Source organism: Oxynema aestuarii AP17, assembly GCF_012295525.1.
GTDB classification, from domain to species: domain Bacteria; phylum Cyanobacteriota; class Cyanobacteriia; order Cyanobacteriales; family Laspinemataceae; genus Oxynema; species Oxynema aestuarii.
Genome location: NZ_CP051167.1, coordinates 5,977,439 through 5,999,868, shown reverse-complemented (window position 1 = coordinate 5,999,868; position 22,430 = coordinate 5,977,439). Strand labels below are relative to the sequence as shown.

Genomic DNA, 22,430 nt, shown 5'->3' with positions numbered 1-22,430 from the left:
ATTCGGGCTGACTGGTACGCTAAAAAAGCTTGAAAATGAGACTGTACTTGCTATGAGTTCGGACGATATCCACAATCCAGAAGCCTTAGACCCCCAAGGGGAAGCTACGAAAGAGCAAACGACCGACGAGGATCCGGCGATCGCGGAAACGCCCACCGAGGCAGAACCCGCGCCAGAACAGGAATCCGCGCCAGAAACAGACGCTTCAGAGGCGATCGCCGCCGCAAGCGCCGCCGAGGAAGAAGCCGACACCGACACCGCCAGCGACACCGAACCCCCGGCAGAACCGGAAAGCGCCCCGACAGAAGAGGCGATCGCCGCGCAGTGGGGCGATCGCATTGCCCAGCTTGAAGCCCAACACCGCGCCCTTCAAGAAGAAATCGCCCAACTGCAAGACAGCCGCGCCCAACTACTGCAAGACCAACTCACCCAAACTCAAGGGGCGATGGGACGCCTGATTCAAGAGTCCCTCAGCGAACTCGAACAGCGCAAACACAACCTACAAATTACCGTCGAGCAACTCGAACGGCGACAAGAACGCATCCGCGAAGAAATGAAAACCAGCTTCGCCGGAGTTTCCCAAGATTTAGCGATTCGCGTCCAAGGATTTAAAGAATATTTAGTCGGCAGCTTGCAAGATTTAGCCACCGCCGCCGAACAATTGGAATTGAGCCAAGCGCCCAATTGGCAAGGACAACGAAGCGCCCCCCCAAGTCCGACCCCGGAACCCCCCGAACGGATCGCCGCCCCGAAATTTGCCAAACAACGGTTTCAAGATCGGGTCAAGCAAATTCGCCAACTGCTCGACCAATATCGCACCATGCCCGATTACTACGGGCCTGCATGGCAGTTGCGGCGAACCTTCGAGCCGATTCATGCCGATCGCCTCTCCGATTGGTTTTTCGTGCAAGGGGGACGCGGTGCGATCCGCACGATGGGTTCTCGCCTGCAAAATATCTTGATCGCTTCGGCGGCGATGTCGGTCCTCAAAACCCTTTACGGGAACCGTTTTCGGACGTTAATTTTAGCCAACAGTCCCGAACGCCTGGGGGAATGGCGGCGCGGTCTGCAAGATTGTCTGGGCATTTCGCGCGGGGATTTCGGACCGGAACGCGGGGTGATTTTATTTGAAGAACCCGAAGTGCTAGCACAAAGAGCCGATCGCCTGGTCAAACAAGGTCAATTACCATTCATCGCGATCGACGAAACGGAAAACAGCATCAGTTTGGCACTGTTGCAATTTCCTTTATGGCTGGCATTCGCCCCGGATCCAGAAATGCCGGGAGGGCAGTTTTAATCCTTATTCTCCACTCCCCCAACTCCTTGAATACAGTTGACAAAACACAAAAAACATGATTGCTTGGCTGACACTTAATGCTGGATTATGGCTGGCGGGCTACTTACTCGGCTCGATTCCGACCGGGTACCTCGTCGGCAAACTGCTCAAAGGGATCGATTTGCGACAAGAGGGATCGGGTTCGACCGGAGCCACCAACGTGCTCAGAACGATCGGCAAAGGTCCGGCGATCGCCGTATTACTCGTGGATATTTTAAAAGGAGCCGCCGCGATCGCCCTCGTGCGCGCCGTCTACGGTTGGGAGGCGATCGCCCCGTTCGTACCGCCGACCGCCGACGCGGACCAGTGGTTGCCCTGGATGAGTACGATCGCCGCTTTTGCCGCCTTAATCGGTCATAGTAAATCGGTCTGGCTCGGCTTCCAAGGCGGAAAAGCAGTCGCCAGCAGCCTCGGCGTCTTGCTGGCGATGTCTTGGCCCGTCGGCTTGGGAACCTTGGGCGTATTTGCGGTCTTTGTCGCTATTTCCCGAATTGTCTCCCTCAGTTCGATCGCCGGAGCGATCGCCGTATCCGGCTTGATGGTGTTATTCGGAGAACCCGCGCCCTACTGTGTCTTTGCGATCGTCGGAGGGCTGTACGTGATCTGGCGGCATCGCACCAACATCGAGCGCTTGCTCGCCGGAACCGAACCGCGCATCGGCGAAAAGCTCGTCGCGCCGGACTCCCAAAGCCAACCGTCTTAAGCGATTCGCCCATCGAGAATCAAGTCAATCGGGCGACCCTCGGGCCGCCTCGATGTCCGGCGATCGCACCGGGGTCAATCCCCGCCAGGGGCAAACGCTCAACCTCGTAACAACGGCAGCACTAAGGTCGCGAAATAATAAACGATCGGCGCGGTAAACACGTAACTGTCGGCGCGATCGAGAATGCCGCCGTGACCGGGAATCAACTGTCCCGAATCTTTCACCCCGGCATCGCGCTTCATCAACGACTCGGTTAAATCCCCGAGCAAACTGGCAATCCCGATTAACAGCCCCAAGGCGACCCCCGTTTCCGGCCATGCAGGCCAGTGGATATACCAGCCTCCGGCAGTCGCCACCGCCACACTGCTAGCGATGCCGAAGATCGCCCCTTCTACGGTTTTCTTGGGACTGATATCGGACAACGGCGTGCGACCGAAACATCTCCCGAACACGTAGGCGCCGATATCGGCGGCGACAATACAGCCGAACGCGATTAAGGTCAGGGTCAAGCCTTCCGAGAGGTGGCGCACCCCGTCGGCGCCCAACTGCCAGGTTTCCGGGAAAGGAAACACGGAATCGTTGAGGGTCAGACTGCGCCCGAGCGATCGCAGACGGACCCAAAAACTGGGTAAATAGCCGATATAAAACAAACCGAGAATGGAGGCCGCCAAATCGGCGATCGTCGCCATTTTCGGTTTGAACAATAAATAAAAACAGATAAACGTTCCAGCCAGAGGCAAGAGTGCATCGGCAAACTGCGGGTTGATATTGGCGCAGCAGACCAGACAAATCGTTAAAAATAGACTCGTTTTCCCTGCCGGGATAATTCCCTTGGCGCGAACTAAATTGAGATATTCGCGATGGGCGAGGTAAACGAGGATGGCAAAACCGAGGGTGTAGTACCAACCCCCCAGCCAAATCGCCCCTAAAGCGAGGGGGCTAGCGACAATCGTACTGAGAATCCGGGACCAAGGCATAAAAAGGGTTGTTCGAGTAGAGTTGGCGTTGAGTTAGGCGATCGAATAGAACAAGCCAGCTAAGCAAGCACGGGGAGCCAGACTGACCCATCCGGCTTACTCTATTAACCGTAGCGAAAATCGGAGTTAACCGAAGCTTAATTTTATCCGAACCAGGGAGATTGAGGGAGCTATAAAACCCCGTCCTCAAAAATGCAAAAATGGGCGAGTCGTCCAGACGAGCAATGTTTGACGGCGGGGATACACGAACTCCCTCAAGCCAATTCAGGGGTTCGATGCCGCGATCGTTGGCATCGCCTTCCTAACGCCACGGGTTTCGAGTCGTCCTCGACCGTGGAACCTTCCCCGTCGGGGAGGGAAACGGTCGAGCCAAAAGCCATCGGAGTCTCGCACCGACTTCAGTCGAGCTTTTCTCCACTCAGGATAAAAATCGGATCCACGGCGGCAAAAGTTTGATGGGTGCCGCGCGTTTCCAAGCGATTGATCGACGATTGCACGACTTCGACATTTCGCACGTGCAACTGCGCGAAACTTTCGGAAATGCTGTAGAGATTTTCTAAATTGGCGGCAGTAGCGACGACGCGACCGCCGGAATTGAGATAGGGCCAGACTTCTTTGAGAATCGTGGAAATCGATCGCCCCCCTTCGATGCAAACGCGATCGGGTCGAGTCGTCAACTCGGCGAGACATTCCGGCGCACTGCCTTCGATCACTTCCACATTGGTCACCTCGAAGCGATCGCAGTTTTTGCGAATCAGTGCCGCTACTTCCTCATCCCGTTCTACGGCCACAATTCGCCCTTGAGGACAACTCAACCCAGCTTCTACCGGAATCGTCCCCGTTCCCGCGCCGATATCCCACAACACCGAATCCGGCATCAATCTCAGGTGGGAGAGTAACAAGACGCGGATTTCGCGCTTGCTCATCGGAATTCCCGGCAGTCGCTCGAACAAATGGTCGGGAATTCCAGGGGTCATGTAGGGCCACAAAGTAGAAGGCATAATCGTTACAGCAGTTGAAAAATTTCGATACGGAGCTAAAAAGTGAATAGTGAATAGTGAGTGAAGAGTAACTTTTCACTTTTCACTTTTCACTCATCTTCCCTACTCTTGCACGACTTGCACGGTTTGAAAGCTCGGATCGCTACATCCGGTGAGCAGGGCTCCTCGGGTCTTGACGGCGTGCAAGTAATCGATCGCGGCTGCACAAATCGCCTCTCCGGGCATCAAAATCGGAATTCCAGGCGGATAGGGACAGACCAACTCCGCACTGATGCGGTTGACGGCATCGATCGCGCGAATCGTTTCCACCGGAGCAAAAAAGGCATCCCGTGGAGACAGGCACAACGGTTTCGGGGACAATTCGGGAAAGGCGAGGGGGGGGCGATCGCCACCACAGGCGCCCTCCCGTCGAAACTGCCGAGCTAACCCCTCCAATCCCGCTACGAGGCGATCGATATCGGTTTGAGTATTGCCCAAACTGACGATAAAAGTCACCGTTTTCGGTAACGGCAATTCGCAAACTACGCCGAATTTTTCGTCGAGAAGCTCGTCCGCTTCGTAACCGCTCAATCCCAACTCGCTGACGTTGACGACGATGCGGGTGCGATCGCGTGCCGTAAATCCCGAGGTCGGCGCACTCGGCCCGTCCAACACCCTCAACCCGGGAATCGCCGCAATTTGCGCTTGGGCCGATCGCCCTAATCTTAACGTCTCCTCCATCAGCGCCTCGCCGTCGAGGGCCATCTGTCGCCGCGCCGCATCCAGGGACGCCAACAGCAAGTAACTCGGACTACTCGATGTCAGCAGTTGCAAACTCGCACTGAGGCGGTCCGGATCGAGGCGATCGCCTTTTACGTGTACCATCGAAGCTTGGGTCAACGCCCCGAGGACTTTGTGGATCGACTGCACGCTGACATCCGCCCCCGCCGCCAACGCCGCCATCGGCAAGTCTCGATGAAAGGTAAAATGAGGTCCGTGGGCTTCGTCGGCCAACAGGAGAACGTCGCGATCGCGGCAAACACGGGCGATCGCCTCGATGTCACTACAAACCCCCTGATAGGTTGGATAAACCACCATCACGGCTTTAGCGTCCGGATGCTCGTTTAACGCCCCTTCCACGGCCTCTGGCCCCATCCCCCACGCCAGATCCCACACGGGATCGTATTCCGGATTGATAAAAATCGGCATCGCCCCGGAAAGGATTAAACCGGAAATCACCGAACGGTGGACCGTGCGCGGCAAAATGATTTTGTCCCCACTGCTGCAAGTCGCCAAAATCGCCGCCACAATACCACTGGTAGACCCATTCACTAAAAACCAGGTGCGATCGGCTCCAAATGTTTCTGCCGCCAACTCCTGGGCTTCTTGAATCACACTTTGGGGCGAAAACAAATTATCGAGTTCCGGCAATTCCGGCAAGTCCGCCTGAAATACGGGCAACCCCAGCCACGCCGTCAACTCCTGCGGCATTCCCCGCCCGTGCTTGTGACCGGGGGTATAAAACGGCGCATGACAACGCTGAGTACACGCTTGCAGGGTTTCGAGAATGGGAGCTTTTTTAGGATTGTGGGTAGATGACACGAGGAATTTTAGATTTTAGATTTTAGGTTTTAGGTTTTAGATTTTAGATTGCCACTCAACAGGCTGTGGTGTACGCATCCTTCGGCAGCGATCGCCAACCCCTGAGCGCCACCCAACCCGATCGCCGAAAAGTGTAACCCATCAATTCTAAAATTAAACTCAAATTTTTAGCCCGTCGCCGCTTATTGTTGAGCAGATTGGCGGACGATTTCCTCGATTTGGCGGCTGAATCGATCCGTGGGGGCATCGAGGCGTTGAGCCAATTCTAAAGCGCTTTGGAAGGCGGCGAGCGCTTCCGGATAGGCCCCACGATCGCGCTGAATTTGGCCGATGCGATCGAAACTCTCCATCAATCCGTAAAGATTGGTGGCGCGGCGATCGACAACTAACATCGCCTCGTAAACTTGCAACGCTTCATCAACTTTCTCTAAAGAATAATACAAGTCCGCCAATTGTTGCAGGGCTTCGCGAGCCACTTGGAATTGTTGGAGCGACCAAGCCATCGTATAAGCTTCGCGGTAATTTTCGATCGCCTCCGGCAGTTTGCCCAGCAGTTGGTAATTGACGCCCACCGCCACTTTCAACTGCGGAACTTTGCGTAAATCCTGCACGTTTAAATAGTGGGCGATCAGTTGTTGGCGCATGACGATCGCCCGTTCGCGATCGCGTCCTTGGGCGTACACGAAAATCAAGCGCTCGATATAACCGATTTGAGCCTCGCGATCGTTTCGTGCTGTCGCATGAGCAAGCAATTCTTCGTAATAGGGAGCGGCAGCTCGATAGTCGAGATTTTCTACCTGTAATTGTCCAATTTTTTCTAAATTAAGCTTAATTTCCTCAATATCTTCCCGTTGACGGGCATTACCCAACAGTTTGCTGTAGACGCGAATAGCGAGATCCCGCGATCGCACCTGCTCGAATGCTCCTCCCAACTCCCGCAAAAGCGCCAAATCGCATAACTGACCCCCCGGACAAAACTCCTGGTGAATCGCCTCCAAGCGGGTCTCGACAATTTCGACTTGAGTTAACTCCTCCTGTTGCCACGCGATCGCCCCCACCCGACTCAACGCCTGCACTTCGGCGATCGGGCCGAGATAGCGACGCAACCGTAATTCCCGATTCCACAATTTAAACGCCTCTTTCCCATTTCCCGCCGCCAATTGAGCCAACGCTTCCGCATTGAGGCGATCCAACGCCAATTCCAGAGATTGACGGCGTTCTGGAGGCAATACACCGTCTTCAGGAGGATTGGGCAACAGGGGATCCGGCGCCATTTCCGAAGACTCCGTCGCCGGAATCGGCGGTGCTTCCGTCGTTTCCGAACGGGCGCCAACCGGGGCGGGCGCCCCACTCCATAGGGCGATCGCCAGCAGACTAATGGGAATCTGAGCGAAACCAAAACAGCCTGTAAACCGTTGAAAACGGGTTTTTGTCAAAATCGGGGGTAATTTGTACATAAATTTGGCAAAATGGGCTAAATCATGCCAGAAAAACGCAAATTGAAACAAATTGTGACTCTTCAAGACAGTTTCACCCCTTCTATTTCTCTGGAGTTCCAAAACCGATCGACTCGATTCTCAATCTTGACCCGATTACCGCCTAGAAACTTGTATCCAGCTTGCTTCAGGGTGCAGGAATTGTACTTTTTAACCTTCTTAAATCCGGGGGATCTAACTCCTTTTTTATGAGGCTTGAAGAACCATCCATCGGCTTTCTCAATACGTTGACAGCTTTCCTGCACCGCCTGAGAGCCAACCCATTTCCAGCAGGGATTACGCTTTCGCAACTTGACCAGATGAGACTGAAGTTTTGCACAGTTCAAGTGCTTACCCCCCATACGCTAGTACGGTTTATGGAGAGCAATGCAATGGTTATAAAAAACCCCAGCCGCATTAATTGACCGCTTGAGGTGCCTATTGTGCTTGTGGCTGTATAACTTAAACTTCAATATCTTCATGGGATTTATGATAACGTGGATCGGTAGCCAGTGGGTAGGACGATCGAGGAAAGATCGAGCATTTTGACAGTGAAAGACTCACAAAACTGAGAAGAATTTCCAAGCAAAAACGCAAGACAATGATTCAGATGATTGAAGATTAGATTGACAGATTACAAGAAGAAAAACCGTCCTAGCAGGCCGGGGCTTTAAACCCAAATTTTCGGTAAGATAGCTAATGGGTAATAATTCAGAGGTTCGAGTGTTGCAGCAAGGGAAGCAGTTCGTAAAATTTGGTTTTCGCAAAGGGGCGATCGCCCTAGTCGCATTAGTTTTAGCGATCTCCAATCTCTTGAGTGGCTGTACATTACCTGCAGTCTCCGCGCAAGATCGGATGTTTCTCGACCTTTCCCTAGAATTTTTAGACGAATATAAATTAACCGGGAGCAGTTTTCAGGGAACCCAAATCGGCGGGTTATCCGGGATAACCTACGATCGCGGGCGCGATCGCTTCTACGCCATTTCCGACGATCGCGGAAACTACGGACCGGCCCGTTTCTACACCCTCAAACTTACCCTGGATTCTAGCAATCCTGACGCGATCGGCATTCAAAAGCTCGAAATCGAGAACGTTACCGAAATCCGCAACGAAAACAATCGTCCCTATCCCATCGGCGAAATCAATCCCGAAGGAATCGCCTTCGCCCCACCCCACCAACTCTACATCTCCAGCGAAGGGGTCAATCGCAAACAGATTGCTCCTTTCGTCGCCGAGTACGACCTAGAAACCGGACAATGGCAACGGGGCGTCCCGATTCCGAAAACCTATCTCCCCGACGAGACCGAAAACGGTCAAACCCGGGGAGTTCAAGAGAATTTAGGGTTTGAATCGCTCACCCTCAACGCCCGCAGCTTCGGGGATCCGAGTGTGGATCCGATTCGGTTATTTACGGCGACCGAAGCCCCCCTCGTACAAGATTTAGACGATCCCGAGGCGGGATTGAAGCCGAAAAATCGCCTGCTGCACTATCTGATCGGCGACGGACCGCCGATTCCGATCGCCGAGCACCTCTACGAACTCGACACGGACGAACGATGGAGTTTATTTACGGGATTAACCGATTTGCTGGCATTAGATCGCGGCGGTCACTTGTTGAGTTTAGAGCGTTCTTTTGGCTTTCTCGGTTACGAAGCGAAGATCTTTCAAATTACCCTGGGTTCGGCGACGGATACGTCGAGAATTGCCAGTTTGAAAGGGCAGTTAACGAAAGTTGCTCCGATTGAGAAGAAGTTAGTCTTAGATTTTGCCGAGTTGGGGGTTCCGATTCACAATTTGGAGGGGATGAGTTTCGGTCCGCGATTGCCCGATGGGTCGGTCAGTTTGATCGTGGTCAGCGACGATAATTTTAGTGACGATCGCCTCACCCAGTTTTTGCTATTGCGGGTGAAAACTGACGAGGCGATCGGGATCTAAAGGGGATCGGCGATCGCCAGTCATTCTAAAATAGAGGGAATGTTCGTCCTCCTTGCCCCCTCAACGATGAGGAGAGCATGGATGGGTTAATTGAAGTTTAAGCATAGAAATGACTCATTCGACTGATATTGAAACATTAGCCCGTTGGATGGCTGCCGACTTTAGCAATCAAGAACAGGCGATCGAAAATCCGCCATTTTTTGCCCACATTCGAGTATGTATGCGTCCGCTTCCCTGGGAACTCCTCGACGGGTTGAGCTTGTATTTAGAACAAGCTTACGATTACATGCTCGGTCAACCCTATCGAGTGCGCGTGTTGAAGTTAATTCCCACGGGCGATCGCATCCAGATCGAGAACTACAAAATCGACGAGCAAGAACAGTTTTTCGGCGCGGCCCGAGAGGTGCAACGCTTGCAAGAACTGACCCGAGAACGACTGGAAAAAATCCCCGGTTCGACGTTTATCGCCGAATGGACTGGAGAGGGCTTTAAAGGGGCGATCGAACCGGGCAAAAAATGTATTGTCGTCCGTAAGGGAAAAACCACCTATCTCGACAGTCAATTTGAAATTACCCCCGAGGTATTTATCAGCCACGACCGGGGTCGCGATCCCGAGACAGACGAACATGTTTGGGGATCGGTCGCCGGACCTTTTGTGTTTACAAAGCGACTGGCAGATTTTGGCGACGAAGTGATCCTCAAAGGGTAGACGTACCGGGATCTCGACGACCCCTGTAGCGATCGCCCCCCCTCAAAGTCATTTGGATACTAAATCCGAATCGGGCAGTCGGCATGTATGTCATGGGGGACATAAACCTGATAAATTTACCGAGTATTGGCAAGCAAGATTCATCACCCTTATGAGAGTCCTGGTTATTGGCGGTGACGGTTATTGCGGTTGGGCAACCGCACTCTACCTTTCAAACAAAGGTTACGATGTCGCAATTTTAGATAATCTGGTGCGTCGGCACTGGGATTTACAACTCGGAGTCGATACCCTGACTCCGATCGCCCCGATCCAACAACGTCTCCAGCGTTGGAAAGACCTGACGGGCAAGACCATCGATCTCTTTGTCGGGGATATCAACCACTACGATTTCCTGATCGATGCCTTGCAGAAATTCCAGCCGGATTCGATCGTTCACTTCGGCGAACAGCGTTCGGCGCCGTTTTCGATGATCGATCGCGAACATGCCGTATTGACCCAGGTCAATAACGTGGTCGGAACGCTCAACATCCTTTACGCCATGCGCGAACACTTCCCAGAGTGTCATTTAGTCAAACTGGGAACGATGGGCGAATACGGCACGCCGAATATCGACATCGAAGAAGGCTACATCACCATCGAACACAACGGACGCAAGGATACCCTACCCTATCCGAAGCAACCGGGTTCGTTCTACCACCTGAGCAAAGTACACGACAGTCATAATATTTACTTTGCCTGCAAGATCTGGGGTCTGCGCGCCACGGACTTGCATCAAGGGGTGGTCTACGGCGTCTTGACCGAAGAAACCGGGATGGACGAGATGTTGATCAACCGTCTCGACTACGATGGCGTCTTCGGAACCGCACTCAACCGCTTCTGCATTCAAGCGGCGATCGAACATCCCCTGACCGTTTACGGAAAAGGCGGACAAACGCGCGGGTTCTTGGACATTCGCGATACGGTTCGCTGCATCGAATTGGCGATCGCCCACCCGGCGGAAGCTGGACAATTGCGGGTCTTCAACCAATTCACGGAAATGTTCGGCGTCCGCGACTTGGCAATGATGGTCAAGCAGGCGGCGACCGGAATGGGTCTCGATGTCGAAATCGGTCAGTTCGACAATCCCCGCGTCGAACTCGAAGACCATTATTTCAACGCCAAAAATACAAAACTCCTCGATCTCGGCTTGGACCCCCATTACCTCTCGGATTCGCTCATCGATTCGCTGTTGAATTTTGCGATCAAATACAAGCATCGCGTCGATAAAACCCAAATTCTGCCCAAGGTCTCTTGGCGTCGGGAAGTCGGAACTAAGTAGACGTCCGCCGTTGACCTTTGAGGGGTCTTCTCGGGGCGATCGCCGATTTCGCGATCTTCCGGCGGGTTCGAGATCGCGATTCGCCCCCTCCCCTCTAGCTTTTTAAGAGCCACGATCGCTCGTTTCTGTCGTTCGTGAGCCGTGTTAACCAGCCGCTCGGACCGTCGGTTGTCTGGAAATTTTTTATGAGAGTAGCCCTTTTCACCGAAACCTTTTATCCCAAAGTAGATGGGATCGTGACGCGACTGTGCCGAACCGTCGAACACTTACAGCGTGCTGGCGATCGCGTCCTCGTGTTCTCCCCCGATTACGGCATCGACGAGTACCAAGGGGCTAAGGTGTACGGGGTAACGGGTTATCCCTTACCGATGTATCCCGAACTCAAAATCGCCCTGCCGACTCCCTCGATTCGACGGGTTCTCGAAAAGTTCGACCCCGACCTCATTCATGTCGTCAACCCGGCAATTTTGGGTCTTGGCGGTATCTATTACGCAAAAAACCTCAAAATCCCCTTAGTCGCCTCTTACCACACTCATTTACCCCAATATCTCCATCACTACGGATTCGGGATGCTCGAACCGTTGTTGTGGGAACTGCTCAAAGGCGCGCACAACCAAGCCGCACTCAATTTGTGTACGTCGATGGCAATGGTGGAAGAGTTGCGCGCTCACGGGATCGAGCGGGTCGATTTATGGCAACGGGGAGTCGATACGGAACTGTTCCGCCCGGAATTAGCCAGCCGCGACATGCGATCGCGCCTTTCTCAAGGTCACCCGGACAGTCCTTTACTACTGTTCGTCGGACGCCTGGGGGCGGAAAAAGAGATCGATCGGATTAAACCCGTCCTCGAAGCGATTCCCGGCGCCCGTCTGGCGTTGGTCGGCGACGGTCCCAACCGCGCCCAACTCGAAGCCTATTTCGCCGGAACGGCGACCCATTTTGTCGGCTACCTCCACGGGGAAGAACTCGCCAGCGCTTTTGCTTCGGCGGATGCGTTTATCTTCCCGTCGCGCACGGAAACTCTGGGGTTAGTGCTGTTGGAAGCCATGGCTGCCGGGTGTCCGGTGGTCGCCGCCGCACGCGGTGGGATTCTCGATATCGTCACCGACGGCGTCAATGGTTACTTGTTCGACCCGGATGACGACGATGGGGCGATCGCCGCGACTCGACGCTTGCTCGCCAATGGGTCGGAACGCGACAGTTTGCGCCACAACGCACGCACTGAAGCGCAACGCTGGAGTTGGGCCGCCGCGACCCGTCAGTTAAGTCAATATTATCAAGGGGTTTTGCAAGGTCAGCGCTTAGCTTCTGCTGCGCGATCGAGTTCGTAGAAAAGGCAAAAGCGATGCGATCGCGCTTTTGCCTTGTTTGGCGGTGCTTCGATCCGATCGCGATCGGGTCGATCCCGGCGGCGATCGTTTCAAAATGCCTCGATTGAATCGGGAAGCTCGACCATGCAGGCGACTGTCGAAACATTAGCAAAGATTGCGGTTTTTAGTGGGTTGGAACCCGCCGAACTGCAACGGTTGCAACCCCACGCGCGCATTCAAGACTATCACAGTGGCGAAATTGTCATTCATGAAGGCGATCGCCTCCCGGAAGCTTTACACGCTTTAATCGAGGGAGAATTGCAAGTTAAAAAAATTGCTCCAACCGGAAAAGAAACAATTTTACGGAATATTCATTCTGGCGAAATTTTTGCCGCTCCGGCGTTATTTGGCGATCGCAGCGCTCCGGCGACGGCGATCGCTTTATGTGATACTCAAGTGCTGCTGCTCGACCGTCAGGGATTGCTCGACGCGATCGCCCAAAATCCAGAATTGGCATTGCGTTTATTAGTCGTTTTTAACCGCCGTTTGCAGCAGTTACACGACACCGTACACGGTTTGGTTTCGGAACGGGCGATCGTTCGTTTGGCGCGCTTAATTCTTTATTTTGCCACCCTCCACGGTACCGATCGCGTTCCGGGGGGAGAACTATTGAAAATTGAGTTATCTTACTATCGAATGGCGCGCACCGTCGGGATTACTTATGAAGAATGCGTGCGCTTAATTAAAACTATGAAACCCGCGATTACCTACCGTCGCGGCGGCAAAATCACGATCGGCGATCGTGAAAGTTTGGAGGCGATCGCCTCTGGAGAAAATGACTAACTAGGGCGAGCATCTTGCTCCCTGATTGATTTACAGCACTCGGGCGTCTGATGAGGTACAACAGTGCCGATCCCCCAATCCCCCCAACCCCCCTTTGAAAGGGGGGCGAAGGGGGGATTTCGGGGGGAACGAGGAAAGTCCCCCTTTTTAAGGGGGATTTAGGGGGATTTTTAAGGGAGATTTAGGGGGCTCTAAATGTCTTAAATGACAGAGGAAAATGCTGTATAAATTATTTAAAATCGCTGATATTTGAACATTCAAGTCATTTCTAAAAACTCAACTTGAGGTAAAAGTGGATCGCGAACGATCGCAATTCCCGAATAACTCCAACGTTTGAGCAGTCCGGGAAGTTGCGAACCGGGGATCGATTCTACGGCGAGGCGATCGCGCAAATCTTCCCCATATTTATTCAGATAAGTTAAAGCGTCAAAATGTTCTGAAAATAATAGCAGATAACTTATCTTATTGACTTGTTCTGACGGGCGATCGGGATTGGCGGTTAAATATTGCCCGTCTACTTTAGAACGAACTAAATAATAAGTTTGCGATAACATTTTTGGGAATTTTAGATTTTAGATTTTATAGCAATCCTCAATTGAATCTGAGATCGACCCGGGAAAGTCGCCAAATCCCCTTAGGAAAACGGCAGTTCCCTGTCCCCAGAAAGCCCTAAATTTTACAACCGATTTACGATTGCTATATGGTCCTTTAAAAATGGCTACAGGCAGCAATGTTTTATTGTTCAAAAAATCATCATTTTTCTTGTTGTTTCAACTTGAAAAATCAACCCTTTTAGCTTTTAACTGTCCTCACCTCAAATTTCATTTAAGATTGCTCAACTTAATGCGAGGATCGACGGCTTTGAGTAATAAATCAGCCCAGAAGTGTTGAATGTTAAGAGAAATTTGACAAAAAAAGTCCCTAATCAAGTAAAATAGGGGCAATATTTCGATAAATACTTAACAATGATTGTATCAAACTTTCCTGAAATTCTCCAAAAACATCTAAGTCATCTGCCCCAAGACGATTATCCAGTACTAGACACTTTCAAGTTTGTCTCAATTTGGCTAAATTTCATTTTAGACCAGAGTCAAACAACGATGAGAAGTTTGTTTAAAAGACTAAATATTCGCGGAGAATCCGTAGATATATCAACCTTCTCAAAAGCCAGTAAAACTCGTAGTCCAGAAGTTTTTCATCGATTGTGGGATGAATTGAAAAAAGAAGTAGCCAAAAAATCCCAAAATTCAGATAAAGAGTTGATGATATTTCCTTTAGATTCAACCATTATCACTTTGACGAGTAAACTCTTATGGCATCAAGGATATCACCAATTGAAACTGTTTAGTGGCATTAACTTAGTGACAGGAAACCCAGGAGGAATATCAATTCATTTGGGTCAAGGACACGATAGCAAATATGGAAATGAAACGATAGAAGCCACGCCGGAAAACGGAGTCGCCGTAATGGATAGAGGTTTTTGCAGCTTAGAAAGAATTGCCCAACTTCAAGCTCAAAAAAATCGCTACTTCGTCTTGAGAATCCGAAAAAACATTAAATTAGAAATGTTAGAGAATGGGGAATATTTAATGGGGACAGGAACAGCACAAGTACAAGGAAGAGTAGTAATGTTTTGCGACCGGGAAGAAAAAACTGAATTTCGCTTAGTGACGAATTTGCCAGAGACAGGAGAAGGAGGAATAAGTAACGAAGAAATTGGTGAATTTTATCGACTACGCTGGCAAATTGAATTGCTGTGGAAGTTCTTGAAAATGCACTTAAAGTTGGATAAATTTATCACGAAAAATGTGAATGGAATGGAAATCCAGATTTATTGCTGTTTAATCGGATATCTAATTTTAAAATTAGTAAAAATTAACCAAGAATGGGGTTCATCATTATTAGATAAGTTGCGATATTTACAGGCTTTTATGTGTGAAAAGATTAGTTATGTCCACTGGTTTAGAGAGCTAGTTTTCCATCACTGAAATCAGCTTTTCATAGGATTCTTGTATCTATTTTATGCTAATTCATTAGTACCGTTCAACACTTCTGAAATCAGCCAATAAATTACCGACAATTAACATCATGCCTCCCATCATCAAACTGGCCATAACTAAATAAATATCTTGGGATTGAACCGCTTGTAAAATCAAGCGCCCCAACCCGGGCCAGTTAAAGAAAAATTCAGCAATAAATGCACCGCCGAGCAAACTGGCAAACTCAAAACCCAAGAGAGTGATTAAAGGATTGACCGCATTGCGTAAAGCATGGACGTAGATCACGCGATTTTCTGGTAAACCTTTAGCGCGGGCAGTTTGGATGTACTCTTGGCGCAGAACGTCGAGTAATTCGCCGCGCGTGATGCGCTGCAATCCTGCAAAACTGGTGATACTGAGGGCGAGAGTCGGTAAAATCATGTGCCAAGCGATATCGACGATTTGACCCAATGGGGTGAGTTGGTCGTGGTAGACGCTGCGCATGTCGCCGACGGGGAAGAGGGGGGAGGTGATTTGGGCGAACAGGAGGAGGAGTAAGGCGGTGATGAAGCTGGGAAACCCTTGTCCGGTATAGCTGAGGACGCGCAGGACGCGATCGAGCCAGCGATTTTGATTGACGGCGCCGACGATACCGAGGGGGAGGGCGATCGCCCAAGTGAGCAGGAGGGATGAAATCGAGAGTAAGAGGGTATTGGGGATGCGTTCCCAGAGGAGTTCGGCGACGGGGCGACGGTAGACGAAACTGGTGCCAAAATCGCCTTGGGTCAGGACTTGTTTCAGCCAGAGAAAATATTGAGCGATCGGCGATCGGTCCAAGCCGAATCGAGCTTGAAGTTGGTCGAGAGTTTCTTTGGAAATTTGGGGATTTTGACGGAGGTTATCTAAATAATCTCCAGGGGCTAATTGAATGATAAAAAAACTCAAAGCGGAGGCGAGAAACAGCGTCAAGAGCGCTTGTAATAATCGCTTGAGGATGTAGAAAAAGGTTTCGCTTTGAGCTAAACCGAGGAGATGAGTTTTCAAATTAGACAAGCTCTCGTGTAAAGCGGCGCTCTTTTTAGTCGAAAAAGTCATAAGGCGATCGCGTATAGTCTCAATCCGGAAGAGGCGTTGGGGACGAGGGACACGGAAATCAGCCCAGTCCGACAACCTCAGCCTCCCCTAACGCCGGTCGGCGTCGCTGCGCTAACGGGGTCGTAGCGTTCGATACGACAGTCTTAAGATTGTTCTTAATCCTCTTAATACTGCACTAAACTAACAATTGGCACGTTGGACGGCAGTTTTTCCCGTCCGCCCAACTCGCGCAGTTCTACAGCAAAACAGAACCCTGCCACGTGGGCGCCCGCCCGTTCGAGGAGGTCGGCGGTGGCTTTGGCAGTGCCTCCAGTGGCGATCAGGTCATCGACGACGACGACGCGGTGACCGGGATCGAGGGCATCTTTGTGCATGTCGAGGCGATCGCTACCATATTCGAGTTCGTACTCGACCGAGTGACAGTCTGCGGGGAGTTTGCCGGGTTTGCGAACGGGGATAAAACCGACGCCGAGTTGGTAAGCGAGGGGCACGCCAAACATGAAGCCACGAGATTCCATCCCGACGATAAACTCGGGTTCCCAAGCTTGGCAAGTTTGAGCCATGGCATCGATCGCGAATCGCAGACCCTCGCGATCGCGCAGCAGAGTCGTAATATCGCGAAAAACAATACCGGGTTTGGGAAAATCTGGAATGTTGCGAATCAGAGATTTAAGATCCATATCAAAACTGGTGTGGATTCAGCCGTCCCTACAGAACACAGAATTAAGCAGCGATCGGGAGAAGATTTTGAAGTCCGGACGCTCTAAGCTTTAAAGTGCAAATTATAGCTGAAAACGGTTGTTGCGATAGGAGTTGGCGGCGATCTTGATACAATCAACGGTCAAGAACCGACCCGTACTCCAGCTATAATCCTTGATTTGGCTGGTGGTGTAGGCCGCGTAAATTGAGCGGTTCAATCCCCCGAAACCTAAAATCTACACGGCTTCTGTTATCATCAAAACTCCTGGTTCTGAAACCCCGCCCCTTCGGCTCAGCTCAGGGCAAGCCTTGTAGGGCAGCTTTACATTGTCCGCGCCATAATGTGAGCATGACTAAAAAGGCGTTCCGATATCGTTTCTATCCAACTGAATGTAGTTGCAACCCCGATCGCGATGTCAATGCTGCTATCAATGTCTTGGCCGCCGGGCAAGCGGTGTCAATCTGGGTCGCGATCGTAAGACCCGAAGAGCGTAAATCTCGCTTATGCTGGTGCTACGAAACAGAAACTCAGATCGTGAGGTCTGGGGATCTGGGCGCCTTGAGGCCGCAGAGGATGTCAACTTAGTGCCGATCGCGTGCCGAGTCCGTTAGGAATGAATGGTCCAGTAACCCTCATGCAATCTAAGAGTCCACCAGACAAAACTATCCCAGATCTTCTACAAAGTCTGCCCGATCCGCCAGGACACTGGGAAATCGGCTGTCCTCGCAGTACCCGGTTGCAAATCGACCTGATTTTACTGGCCATTGAAGCCTTATATCTAGGAGGTTCCGAGGCAATTTTAGCGGTGGCGAAAGAACAACAGCTAGACCACATTATTAAAAACCGGGTATTTTTGTGGCAACTTCGCAGTAGCAATCCCCTCAGACGCTACAGCCAACGGCGTCCCTTAAGCTTGCTCGAAGCCAAAGCCCTCGTGGCGATCGCCTGCTCCCTAGCCCGTCGCTTGACCGTAACGATCCGCCAACTCTTACTCGACTACCACCAATTACAAGTCAAGCAGATTCCGATCGAGCAACACCTGCGCCTGTCGAACTATTTAGAACGATTTCGAGCCCACTTTCGTAGTCGGATGAATCCCCGACGGGCGGGAGTAATGGCTTATAACTCCAACGAGAAGCTCGACGAACTGGCCATTTCCCTGCTCGGTCAACTGCTCTTATGCACGGGAACCGCAGGAATGCAACGGTTGTGGACGAGTCTGTTTGATGGAGAGGTCTGATGAGCATTCAACGTGAATATATCCTGCCCAATTGCAAGCTAATTTTAGAAGGCTTGAGTGACGAGAAAAGCTCCGGGTCGGGAAGTTCGACCTCTGCGAACACCCTGTCAATTTTAGTCAATGCGGACTGTTACGTGGCGGGGAAAGAGCAACCGCTTTCCGGGGGGATGGAATTCTTCCAAGCCTTGGTGATGGCGGTCAGTAGTTACGCGCAAGAATTCTTAAGTGGCGTAAGAGCTTACAGGCGTTTGGGGGATCCGCACGGCGACGAAGACGAGAGCGAGTCGGCGTTGGTGCAGTTCAAACCCCTCGATACCAACTTACATCGCTTGCTGGTACGATCGCCGGACCGTCCCGGAAGCCCTCCCCTGACCATCGATCTCAACTCGGTGCAGTTGTTCGATCTCGTCGAAGCAGTCGATCAATTTTTAGCCGATCGCGAAACCCTACCCCAATTGGCGCTGCAGTTGCGATCGGTCTCAAAAAGCGAGGCCAAAACTCAAATACCCGTCACCCAGCGCGCCTTACCTGCGGCAATCGGGGTTTCCAGTTTGGCGATCGCCGCCATGGCGTTCTTCTTCGTCCCCGTCCCGGACATCGAACGACCCGTCGAAGATCCCAAACCCCAACCGACCTCCGAACAACTGCAAGACTCTCAAGACACGACCCCCGCCGGGAGCGATCCGCCGGAAGATCGCCCCTCGCCGCCGTCTCCGGACGAGTTGAGCCGCACCAGCGCCCCGGCGACCCCCACCATTACCGACCCCGAAACCTTAGCAACCCTCGAAGACCAACTCTACGACCAGATCGATGAAGCGTGGCAAACCCGCCCCGAGTTCGATCTCGATTTAATCTATCGAGTCGGCGTCGGTGCAGACGGGGCGATCGTCGGTTACGAAGCTCAAAACGATCTCGCCCGCGAATACAGCGACGGGACCCCCTTGAGCCAACTGGTTTACAAACCCGTCGAAGGGGGCAGCGCCCCCGAACCCGTCGCCCTGTTTGAAGTCATCTTTCAACCCGACGGCAGACTGCAAGTCGATCCCTGGCAAAACCAACAGCGTGAGGAAGCCATCGATCTCGGCGACGCCCCGGAAATTACCGATCGCGCCGTCATCGACGATCTCGTTTACACCCTCCAAGGTCAATTAATCGATGCCTTGCCCGCTTCTCGGGACTTCGTTCGCCCCCTCACCTACCGGGTCGGCGTCATCGAAGATGGCACCATTGTCGATTACGAGGCCGTCGATCGCCTCTCCGAGGAGAATTTGGACAAAACCCCCCTCCAAGAACTCCATCAGCCCTCCGCCGCCGTCGTTCGCAGCAACAACACCGTCACCCCCGCCGCGATCGCTCAATTTCGAGTGGTCTTCAGACCCACGGGGGTTCCCGAAGTCAGCCCCTGGGACGGCTTCTAGCGCAGGCGAGGCCCGAGTAACGCCGTCGGTGCTTCCGGCAAGATCTCCGGATCGAAGCCGCCGATCTGATTGGTTCGCAAAATCCACAAAGCGGCCCCCCGTTTGAGCAAAATGGCGGCAATTTCGTCGTGGGCGCGACGGGGGAGCAAGGTCCGCCAGGTGGCGATCGTTTTGAGCAACACGGCGATCGGGTCTTTAGATCCCCGACTCGCCGCCACTCGCTCGACATTTCGCCGCCAGTCGGGCTGTACGATACCGAACGGAACGAGATTGCGTTCGAGAACTTTCGCTAAATCGTCTAATTGACTCAGTTGTACCCTTTGCGGGTGGTCGAGGTGGCGCGCCAGCCAATTTTGAATCGGGGCGCTGGTGGCGATCGCCTCTTCCAGACGTTTGATGGTGACGTAAAGCGCCTGATTCGAGTCCTGCACGCACGAACTCGCCGGATTGACCAGGGAAACCCCCGTCCCGTCTCCGGTTCGGTAGCGGGCGCACATCGTCGTCAATTCCCGGTCGAGATAGGCGATCGGCGACAGTTCGATCGCGTCAAACTCAAACGCTTCGGTCACGGTCTCGAATTTGACCAAAATATCGGATACGGGCCGCAACCCCAACCATCCCCGGCGCAAATTGCCCATGTACTCGGACCAATCGATCGCCCCGGAAATAATGCCTTCGCGATTGTGGGCGTAAATTTGGCGATATTCGATCGCGAAGCGCAATTCTCCGGTAAACGAATCTTCGATCGCCGTGGCGAAACCGTAGGCAAAATGACCCGTCACTAGACCCAAGGGCGCGGGTTCGGCGTTTTGACCGCCGATTCCGCCGAAGAGATGGATGACGATCGCGCGATCGCCCCCTCGCCACCGCGCGATCGCCCCTTGCGGTCCTTCCGAGGTCGTATCCAATAACACCGCCGACCCCCTGCCTTTTTTCGCCGCAGTATCGGACCAGTTGTGCTTTCGTAAATGGGCGATCGCCGCTTTAGCCGTGACGATCGCGCGATCGCATTGCACCCAAGTCAGGGCGCGCGGTTCGATCGCTTCGACCACAAAGATCCCGTCCGCCTCTCGATTCCCGTAAACGTACCAACCGCTTGCATTGAACGGCGATCGTTCTAAATCCCGATTCGTAGAGGGATACACTCCCTGACGGTTGCGCGGAACTTGGGGAATGGCGATCGCCTCGAACGGGCCGTCGAATCCTCCGGTCTCGCGATCGTAGTGACGTACTAAAAAGCGATCGCTCTCCCCTGCTTCTAACCGTTGAATTAACGTGACTAAGGCTTTCAACCGACCCGCTATTTGGATCGGTTCGCGATCGATCGTCAAGGCGATCGCCTCTGCGTCTTTTTCGACCTGCGGATCGCACAGTTTGACCGCGACATCGTTTTCCGGTCGTCCCCCCGCCAACGATTCCAACGGTCCGACCCGATCCCACCCGTCGAGGCGCTTCGGGACGATCGCCCCGAGTTTCCGCGCCAGTTTGAGTTGAGGACCGAAGCGCAGATCCACCGTGACTTGTTGCAGGTAATCGCGAACTTCCGGCGTGTCTCTCCATTTCAACGTCACCACGCGATCGCGCAAAAATGCCCACTCCGGCGGGCTGTTGTGGACTTCAAAGGCGATCGCCCCCGACCGTTGACGGCGATCCGGGGTCGGTAAAATCAGCCGACCCGTCCACGGGGCGATCGGTTGGTAAAGTGCTCGTGCTGCAATGAGATTGTCGCGATCGAGTAATTGCCCTACATCGTCTTCAGCAATCGGAGGGGGGCGTTTTGAAAACGGCGGTTTGGGGACGATATAAAACCGACGGCGATAAACCCCCATTAAAATTGCCGTCAATCCCAATAAAGCGACAACAAGTAGTAGGGTATTCCATTCGAGAGGAGGCATTTTGGATAGGGATATTGAGCTTTTATTGAGCTTTTAGAGTTTAAGTTGCCGTGGTCCACTTTTGGGATAAAATCTGCGCCATGCCGACATCCTCCCGGTAGACCTAGCCATGGCCCACACCCCACGACTCGCCCAATTGCGGTCCACTCCAGACTGTATTCACCTTTTCCCCTATGATGACCGGGCGATCGCCTTTCGCCAACGAGGTTTTTCCGGTGACCTCCACCCGCCACTCGGACCACAAATCGCCGCCAATTTTACCCGCACGGAATAAGATAGAATCCGGCGCGCGATCGCTCCACCCCAATAACACTGCATGGGTGTATTGAATTTCCGTAGGGGCTACCGTATTGCTGTTGAGCGACTCTCGATCCCAAACTAAGGCATAATCCGAGGCAATATCGGAACAGAATAAGGATTCAAAGACTCTGACTAACAGGCGATCGCCCCGATGGGACCAAGAAATCGGAACGGCGATCGAAATCGTCCCCGAGACAGGCGCCCCCCTCTCGCGATCGAACGGATTTTCTGCTAGCGGTGACGTCGGACAGAGGGTTCGTAACTGACCCGTTTTCAGATTTTCGACGATCGCCACACTGCTGACCCGAGAACGAACCATCACCGGATCGACTTTCATCGAAATGCGACTGTAAGCTGCATAACAACCGTCCGGCGAAATCAGAGAACTACTGCGATAGTGACGAACAGCACACAATTTTCTCGCCGACGCTTGGGTTTGAATGGCGACAATCCAACTCCACGGGATCGGATGGGGACTGTCGAGGGGATCGAGTTGCACCGAGTTATTCATCGAACGATTCAAAAGCGCAAGGTTGGATGAGACATTGCAGCGAACTCGCGGCATATTGGGGGAGTTTCCTGTCTCCAGCCCTCAGTGGCGATCGTCGCCTTCGC

At 52.6% G+C, this 22,430-nt stretch carries 20 protein-coding genes; 10 read left to right on the top strand and 10 right to left on the bottom strand.

Going from position 1 to position 22,430, the window contains the following annotated elements:
• The first annotated feature begins 52 nt into the window (after nt 1-52).
• Both HCG48_RS23960 and plsY read left to right on the top strand, forming a co-directional pair.
• The gene (locus HCG48_RS23960; protein WP_168571424.1) at nt 53-1,297 is read left to right on the top strand and encodes a DUF3086 domain-containing protein; all 1,245 of its coding nucleotides are present in this window, start codon (nt 53-55) and stop codon (nt 1,295-1,297) included.
• 55 nt (nt 1,298-1,352) lie between these two features.
• Nucleotides 1,353-2,039, top strand: a complete 687-nt coding sequence (gene plsY, locus HCG48_RS23955) for a glycerol-3-phosphate 1-O-acyltransferase PlsY (protein WP_168571423.1) — start codon at nt 1,353-1,355, stop codon at nt 2,037-2,039.
• 98 nt (nt 2,040-2,137) lie between these two features.
• On the opposite strand, the gene HCG48_RS23950 is transcribed toward plsY, so the two are convergent.
• The 5 genes from HCG48_RS23950 to HCG48_RS23935 form a co-directional block, all read right to left on the bottom strand.
• Nucleotides 2,138-3,016 carry a phosphatidate cytidylyltransferase gene (locus tag HCG48_RS23950; protein WP_168571422.1) on the bottom strand — a complete coding sequence of 293 codons (879 nt, stop codon included), beginning with the start codon at nt 3,014-3,016 and terminating at the stop codon, nt 2,138-2,140.
• A 254-nt stretch (nt 3,017-3,270) separates the two neighbouring features.
• A complete protein-coding gene (locus tag HCG48_RS26635; protein WP_281362050.1) occupies nt 3,271-3,396 on the bottom strand; it encodes a hypothetical protein in 126 nt (41 codons plus the stop codon).
• An 18-nt stretch (nt 3,397-3,414) separates the two neighbouring features.
• Nucleotides 3,415-4,017 (bottom strand): precorrin-6Y C5,15-methyltransferase subunit CbiT, encoded by a 603-nt coding sequence (gene cbiT, locus HCG48_RS23945; protein ID WP_168571421.1) that lies wholly within the window; start codon nt 4,015-4,017, stop codon nt 3,415-3,417.
• A 102-nt stretch (nt 4,018-4,119) separates the two neighbouring features.
• Entirely contained in the window at nt 4,120-5,598 is a 1,479-nt protein-coding gene (locus tag HCG48_RS23940; protein ID WP_168571420.1) for an aminotransferase class I/II-fold pyridoxal phosphate-dependent enzyme, read from the bottom strand.
• A gap of 182 nt (nt 5,599-5,780) precedes the next feature.
• Nucleotides 5,781-7,055, bottom strand: a complete 1,275-nt coding sequence (locus tag HCG48_RS23935) for a tetratricopeptide repeat protein (protein ID WP_168571419.1) — start codon at nt 7,053-7,055, stop codon at nt 5,781-5,783.
• Nucleotides 7,056-7,772: 717 nt separating this feature from the next.
• On the opposite strand from HCG48_RS23935, the gene HCG48_RS23930 reads away from it, so the two are divergent.
• From HCG48_RS23930 to HCG48_RS23910, 5 genes are all read left to right on the top strand, one after another.
• Nucleotides 7,773-9,008: an esterase-like activity of phytase family protein gene (locus HCG48_RS23930; RefSeq protein WP_168571418.1), complete on the top strand. Its 1,236-nt coding sequence runs from the start codon at nt 7,773-7,775 to the stop codon at nt 9,006-9,008.
• 109 nt (nt 9,009-9,117) lie between these two features.
• Entirely contained in the window at nt 9,118-9,717 is a 600-nt protein-coding gene (locus HCG48_RS23925; protein ID WP_168571417.1) for a chromophore lyase CpcT/CpeT, read from the top strand.
• Between the two features lie 151 nt (nt 9,718-9,868).
• Entirely contained in the window at nt 9,869-11,035 is a 1,167-nt protein-coding gene (locus HCG48_RS23920; protein WP_168571416.1) for a UDP-sulfoquinovose synthase, read from the top strand.
• 185 nt (nt 11,036-11,220) lie between these two features.
• Nucleotides 11,221-12,366 (top strand): glycosyltransferase family 4 protein, encoded by a 1,146-nt coding sequence (locus HCG48_RS23915; protein ID WP_168571415.1) that lies wholly within the window; start codon nt 11,221-11,223, stop codon nt 12,364-12,366.
• A 123-nt stretch (nt 12,367-12,489) separates the two neighbouring features.
• Complete coding sequence (locus tag HCG48_RS23910; protein WP_168571414.1) at nt 12,490-13,188, top strand: Crp/Fnr family transcriptional regulator; 699 nt, start codon at nt 12,490-12,492, stop codon at nt 13,186-13,188.
• 257 nt (nt 13,189-13,445) lie between these two features.
• Here HCG48_RS23910 and HCG48_RS23905 read toward each other — a convergent pair whose 3' ends face one another.
• Entirely contained in the window at nt 13,446-13,742 is a 297-nt protein-coding gene (locus HCG48_RS23905; protein ID WP_168571413.1) for a hypothetical protein, read from the bottom strand.
• A gap of 414 nt (nt 13,743-14,156) precedes the next feature.
• Here HCG48_RS23905 and HCG48_RS23900 point away from each other — a divergent pair, with 414 nt between their 5' ends.
• On the top strand, nt 14,157-15,176 hold the full coding sequence (locus tag HCG48_RS23900) for an IS4 family transposase (RefSeq protein ID WP_168571696.1): 1,020 nt from the start codon (nt 14,157-14,159) through the stop codon (nt 15,174-15,176).
• A gap of 45 nt (nt 15,177-15,221) precedes the next feature.
• On the opposite strand, the gene HCG48_RS23895 is transcribed toward HCG48_RS23900, so the two are convergent.
• The gene (locus tag HCG48_RS23895) at nt 15,222-16,262 is read right to left on the bottom strand and encodes an ABC transporter permease (protein WP_168571412.1); all 1,041 of its coding nucleotides are present in this window, start codon (nt 16,260-16,262) and stop codon (nt 15,222-15,224) included.
• Nucleotides 16,263-16,426: 164 nt separating this feature from the next.
• Nucleotides 16,427-16,942 (bottom strand): adenine phosphoribosyltransferase, encoded by a 516-nt coding sequence (locus HCG48_RS23890; protein ID WP_168571411.1) that lies wholly within the window; start codon nt 16,940-16,942, stop codon nt 16,427-16,429.
• A 654-nt stretch (nt 16,943-17,596) separates the two neighbouring features.
• Between HCG48_RS23890 and HCG48_RS23885 the strand changes: the two genes are divergently transcribed.
• Nucleotides 17,597-18,202, top strand: coding sequence for a DUF3038 domain-containing protein (locus HCG48_RS23885; protein ID WP_246259736.1), 606 nt, complete (start codon nt 17,597-17,599; stop codon nt 18,200-18,202).
• The gene (locus tag HCG48_RS23880; RefSeq protein ID WP_168571409.1) at nt 18,202-19,620 is read left to right on the top strand and encodes a DUF4335 domain-containing protein; all 1,419 of its coding nucleotides are present in this window, start codon (nt 18,202-18,204) and stop codon (nt 19,618-19,620) included. Before HCG48_RS23885 ends, HCG48_RS23880 begins: the two co-directional genes overlap by 1 nt.
• On the opposite strand, the gene HCG48_RS23875 is transcribed toward HCG48_RS23880, so the two are convergent.
• Together HCG48_RS23875 and HCG48_RS23870 are read right to left on the bottom strand one after the other, a co-directional pair.
• The gene (locus HCG48_RS23875) at nt 19,617-21,515 is read right to left on the bottom strand and encodes an abortive infection protein (protein ID WP_168571408.1); all 1,899 of its coding nucleotides are present in this window, start codon (nt 21,513-21,515) and stop codon (nt 19,617-19,619) included. The two genes, HCG48_RS23880 and HCG48_RS23875, sit on opposite strands and share 4 nt — an antisense overlap.
• A 103-nt stretch (nt 21,516-21,618) precedes the next feature.
• Nucleotides 21,619-22,326, bottom strand: a complete 708-nt coding sequence (locus HCG48_RS23870; RefSeq protein ID WP_168571407.1) for a hypothetical protein — start codon at nt 22,324-22,326, stop codon at nt 21,619-21,621.
• Between the last annotated feature and the right edge of the window lie 104 nt (nt 22,327-22,430).

What these genes read in the sequence shown, in the direction of transcription:
- HCG48_RS23910 (WP_168571414.1), top strand. Translation starts at nt 12,490, where the DNA reads ATGCAGGCGACTGTCGAAACATTAGCAAAGATTGCGGTTTTTAGTGGG.
- plsY (WP_168571423.1), top strand. Translation starts at nt 1,353, where the DNA reads ATGATTGCTTGGCTGACACTTAATGCTGGATTATGGCTGGCGGGCTAC.
- HCG48_RS23895 (WP_168571412.1), bottom strand. Translation starts at nt 16,262, where the DNA reads ATGACTTTTTCGACTAAAAAGAGCGCCGCTTTACACGAGAGCTTGTCT.
- HCG48_RS23875 (WP_168571408.1), bottom strand. Translation starts at nt 21,515, where the DNA reads ATGCCTCCTCTCGAATGGAATACCCTACTACTTGTTGTCGCTTTATTG.
- HCG48_RS23925 (WP_168571417.1), top strand. Translation starts at nt 9,118, where the DNA reads ATGACTCATTCGACTGATATTGAAACATTAGCCCGTTGGATGGCTGCC.
- HCG48_RS23920 (WP_168571416.1), top strand. Translation starts at nt 9,869, where the DNA reads ATGAGAGTCCTGGTTATTGGCGGTGACGGTTATTGCGGTTGGGCAACC.
- HCG48_RS23935 (WP_168571419.1), bottom strand. Translation starts at nt 7,055, where the DNA reads ATGTACAAATTACCCCCGATTTTGACAAAAACCCGTTTTCAACGGTTT.
- HCG48_RS23880 (WP_168571409.1), top strand. Translation starts at nt 18,202, where the DNA reads ATGAGCATTCAACGTGAATATATCCTGCCCAATTGCAAGCTAATTTTA.
- HCG48_RS23930 (WP_168571418.1), top strand. Translation starts at nt 7,773, where the DNA reads ATGGGTAATAATTCAGAGGTTCGAGTGTTGCAGCAAGGGAAGCAGTTC.
- HCG48_RS23905 (WP_168571413.1), bottom strand. Translation starts at nt 13,742, where the DNA reads ATGTTATCGCAAACTTATTATTTAGTTCGTTCTAAAGTAGACGGGCAA.
- HCG48_RS26635 (WP_281362050.1), bottom strand. Translation starts at nt 3,396, where the DNA reads ATGGCTTTTGGCTCGACCGTTTCCCTCCCCGACGGGGAAGGTTCCACG.
- HCG48_RS23870 (WP_168571407.1), bottom strand. Translation starts at nt 22,326, where the DNA reads ATGAATAACTCGGTGCAACTCGATCCCCTCGACAGTCCCCATCCGATC.
- HCG48_RS23885 (WP_246259736.1), top strand. Translation starts at nt 17,597, where the DNA reads ATGCAATCTAAGAGTCCACCAGACAAAACTATCCCAGATCTTCTACAA.
- HCG48_RS23960 (WP_168571424.1), top strand. Translation starts at nt 53, where the DNA reads ATGAGTTCGGACGATATCCACAATCCAGAAGCCTTAGACCCCCAAGGG.
- cbiT (WP_168571421.1), bottom strand. Translation starts at nt 4,017, where the DNA reads ATGCCTTCTACTTTGTGGCCCTACATGACCCCTGGAATTCCCGACCAT.
- HCG48_RS23915 (WP_168571415.1), top strand. Translation starts at nt 11,221, where the DNA reads ATGAGAGTAGCCCTTTTCACCGAAACCTTTTATCCCAAAGTAGATGGG.
- HCG48_RS23890 (WP_168571411.1), bottom strand. Translation starts at nt 16,942, where the DNA reads ATGGATCTTAAATCTCTGATTCGCAACATTCCAGATTTTCCCAAACCC.
- HCG48_RS23950 (WP_168571422.1), bottom strand. Translation starts at nt 3,016, where the DNA reads ATGCCTTGGTCCCGGATTCTCAGTACGATTGTCGCTAGCCCCCTCGCT.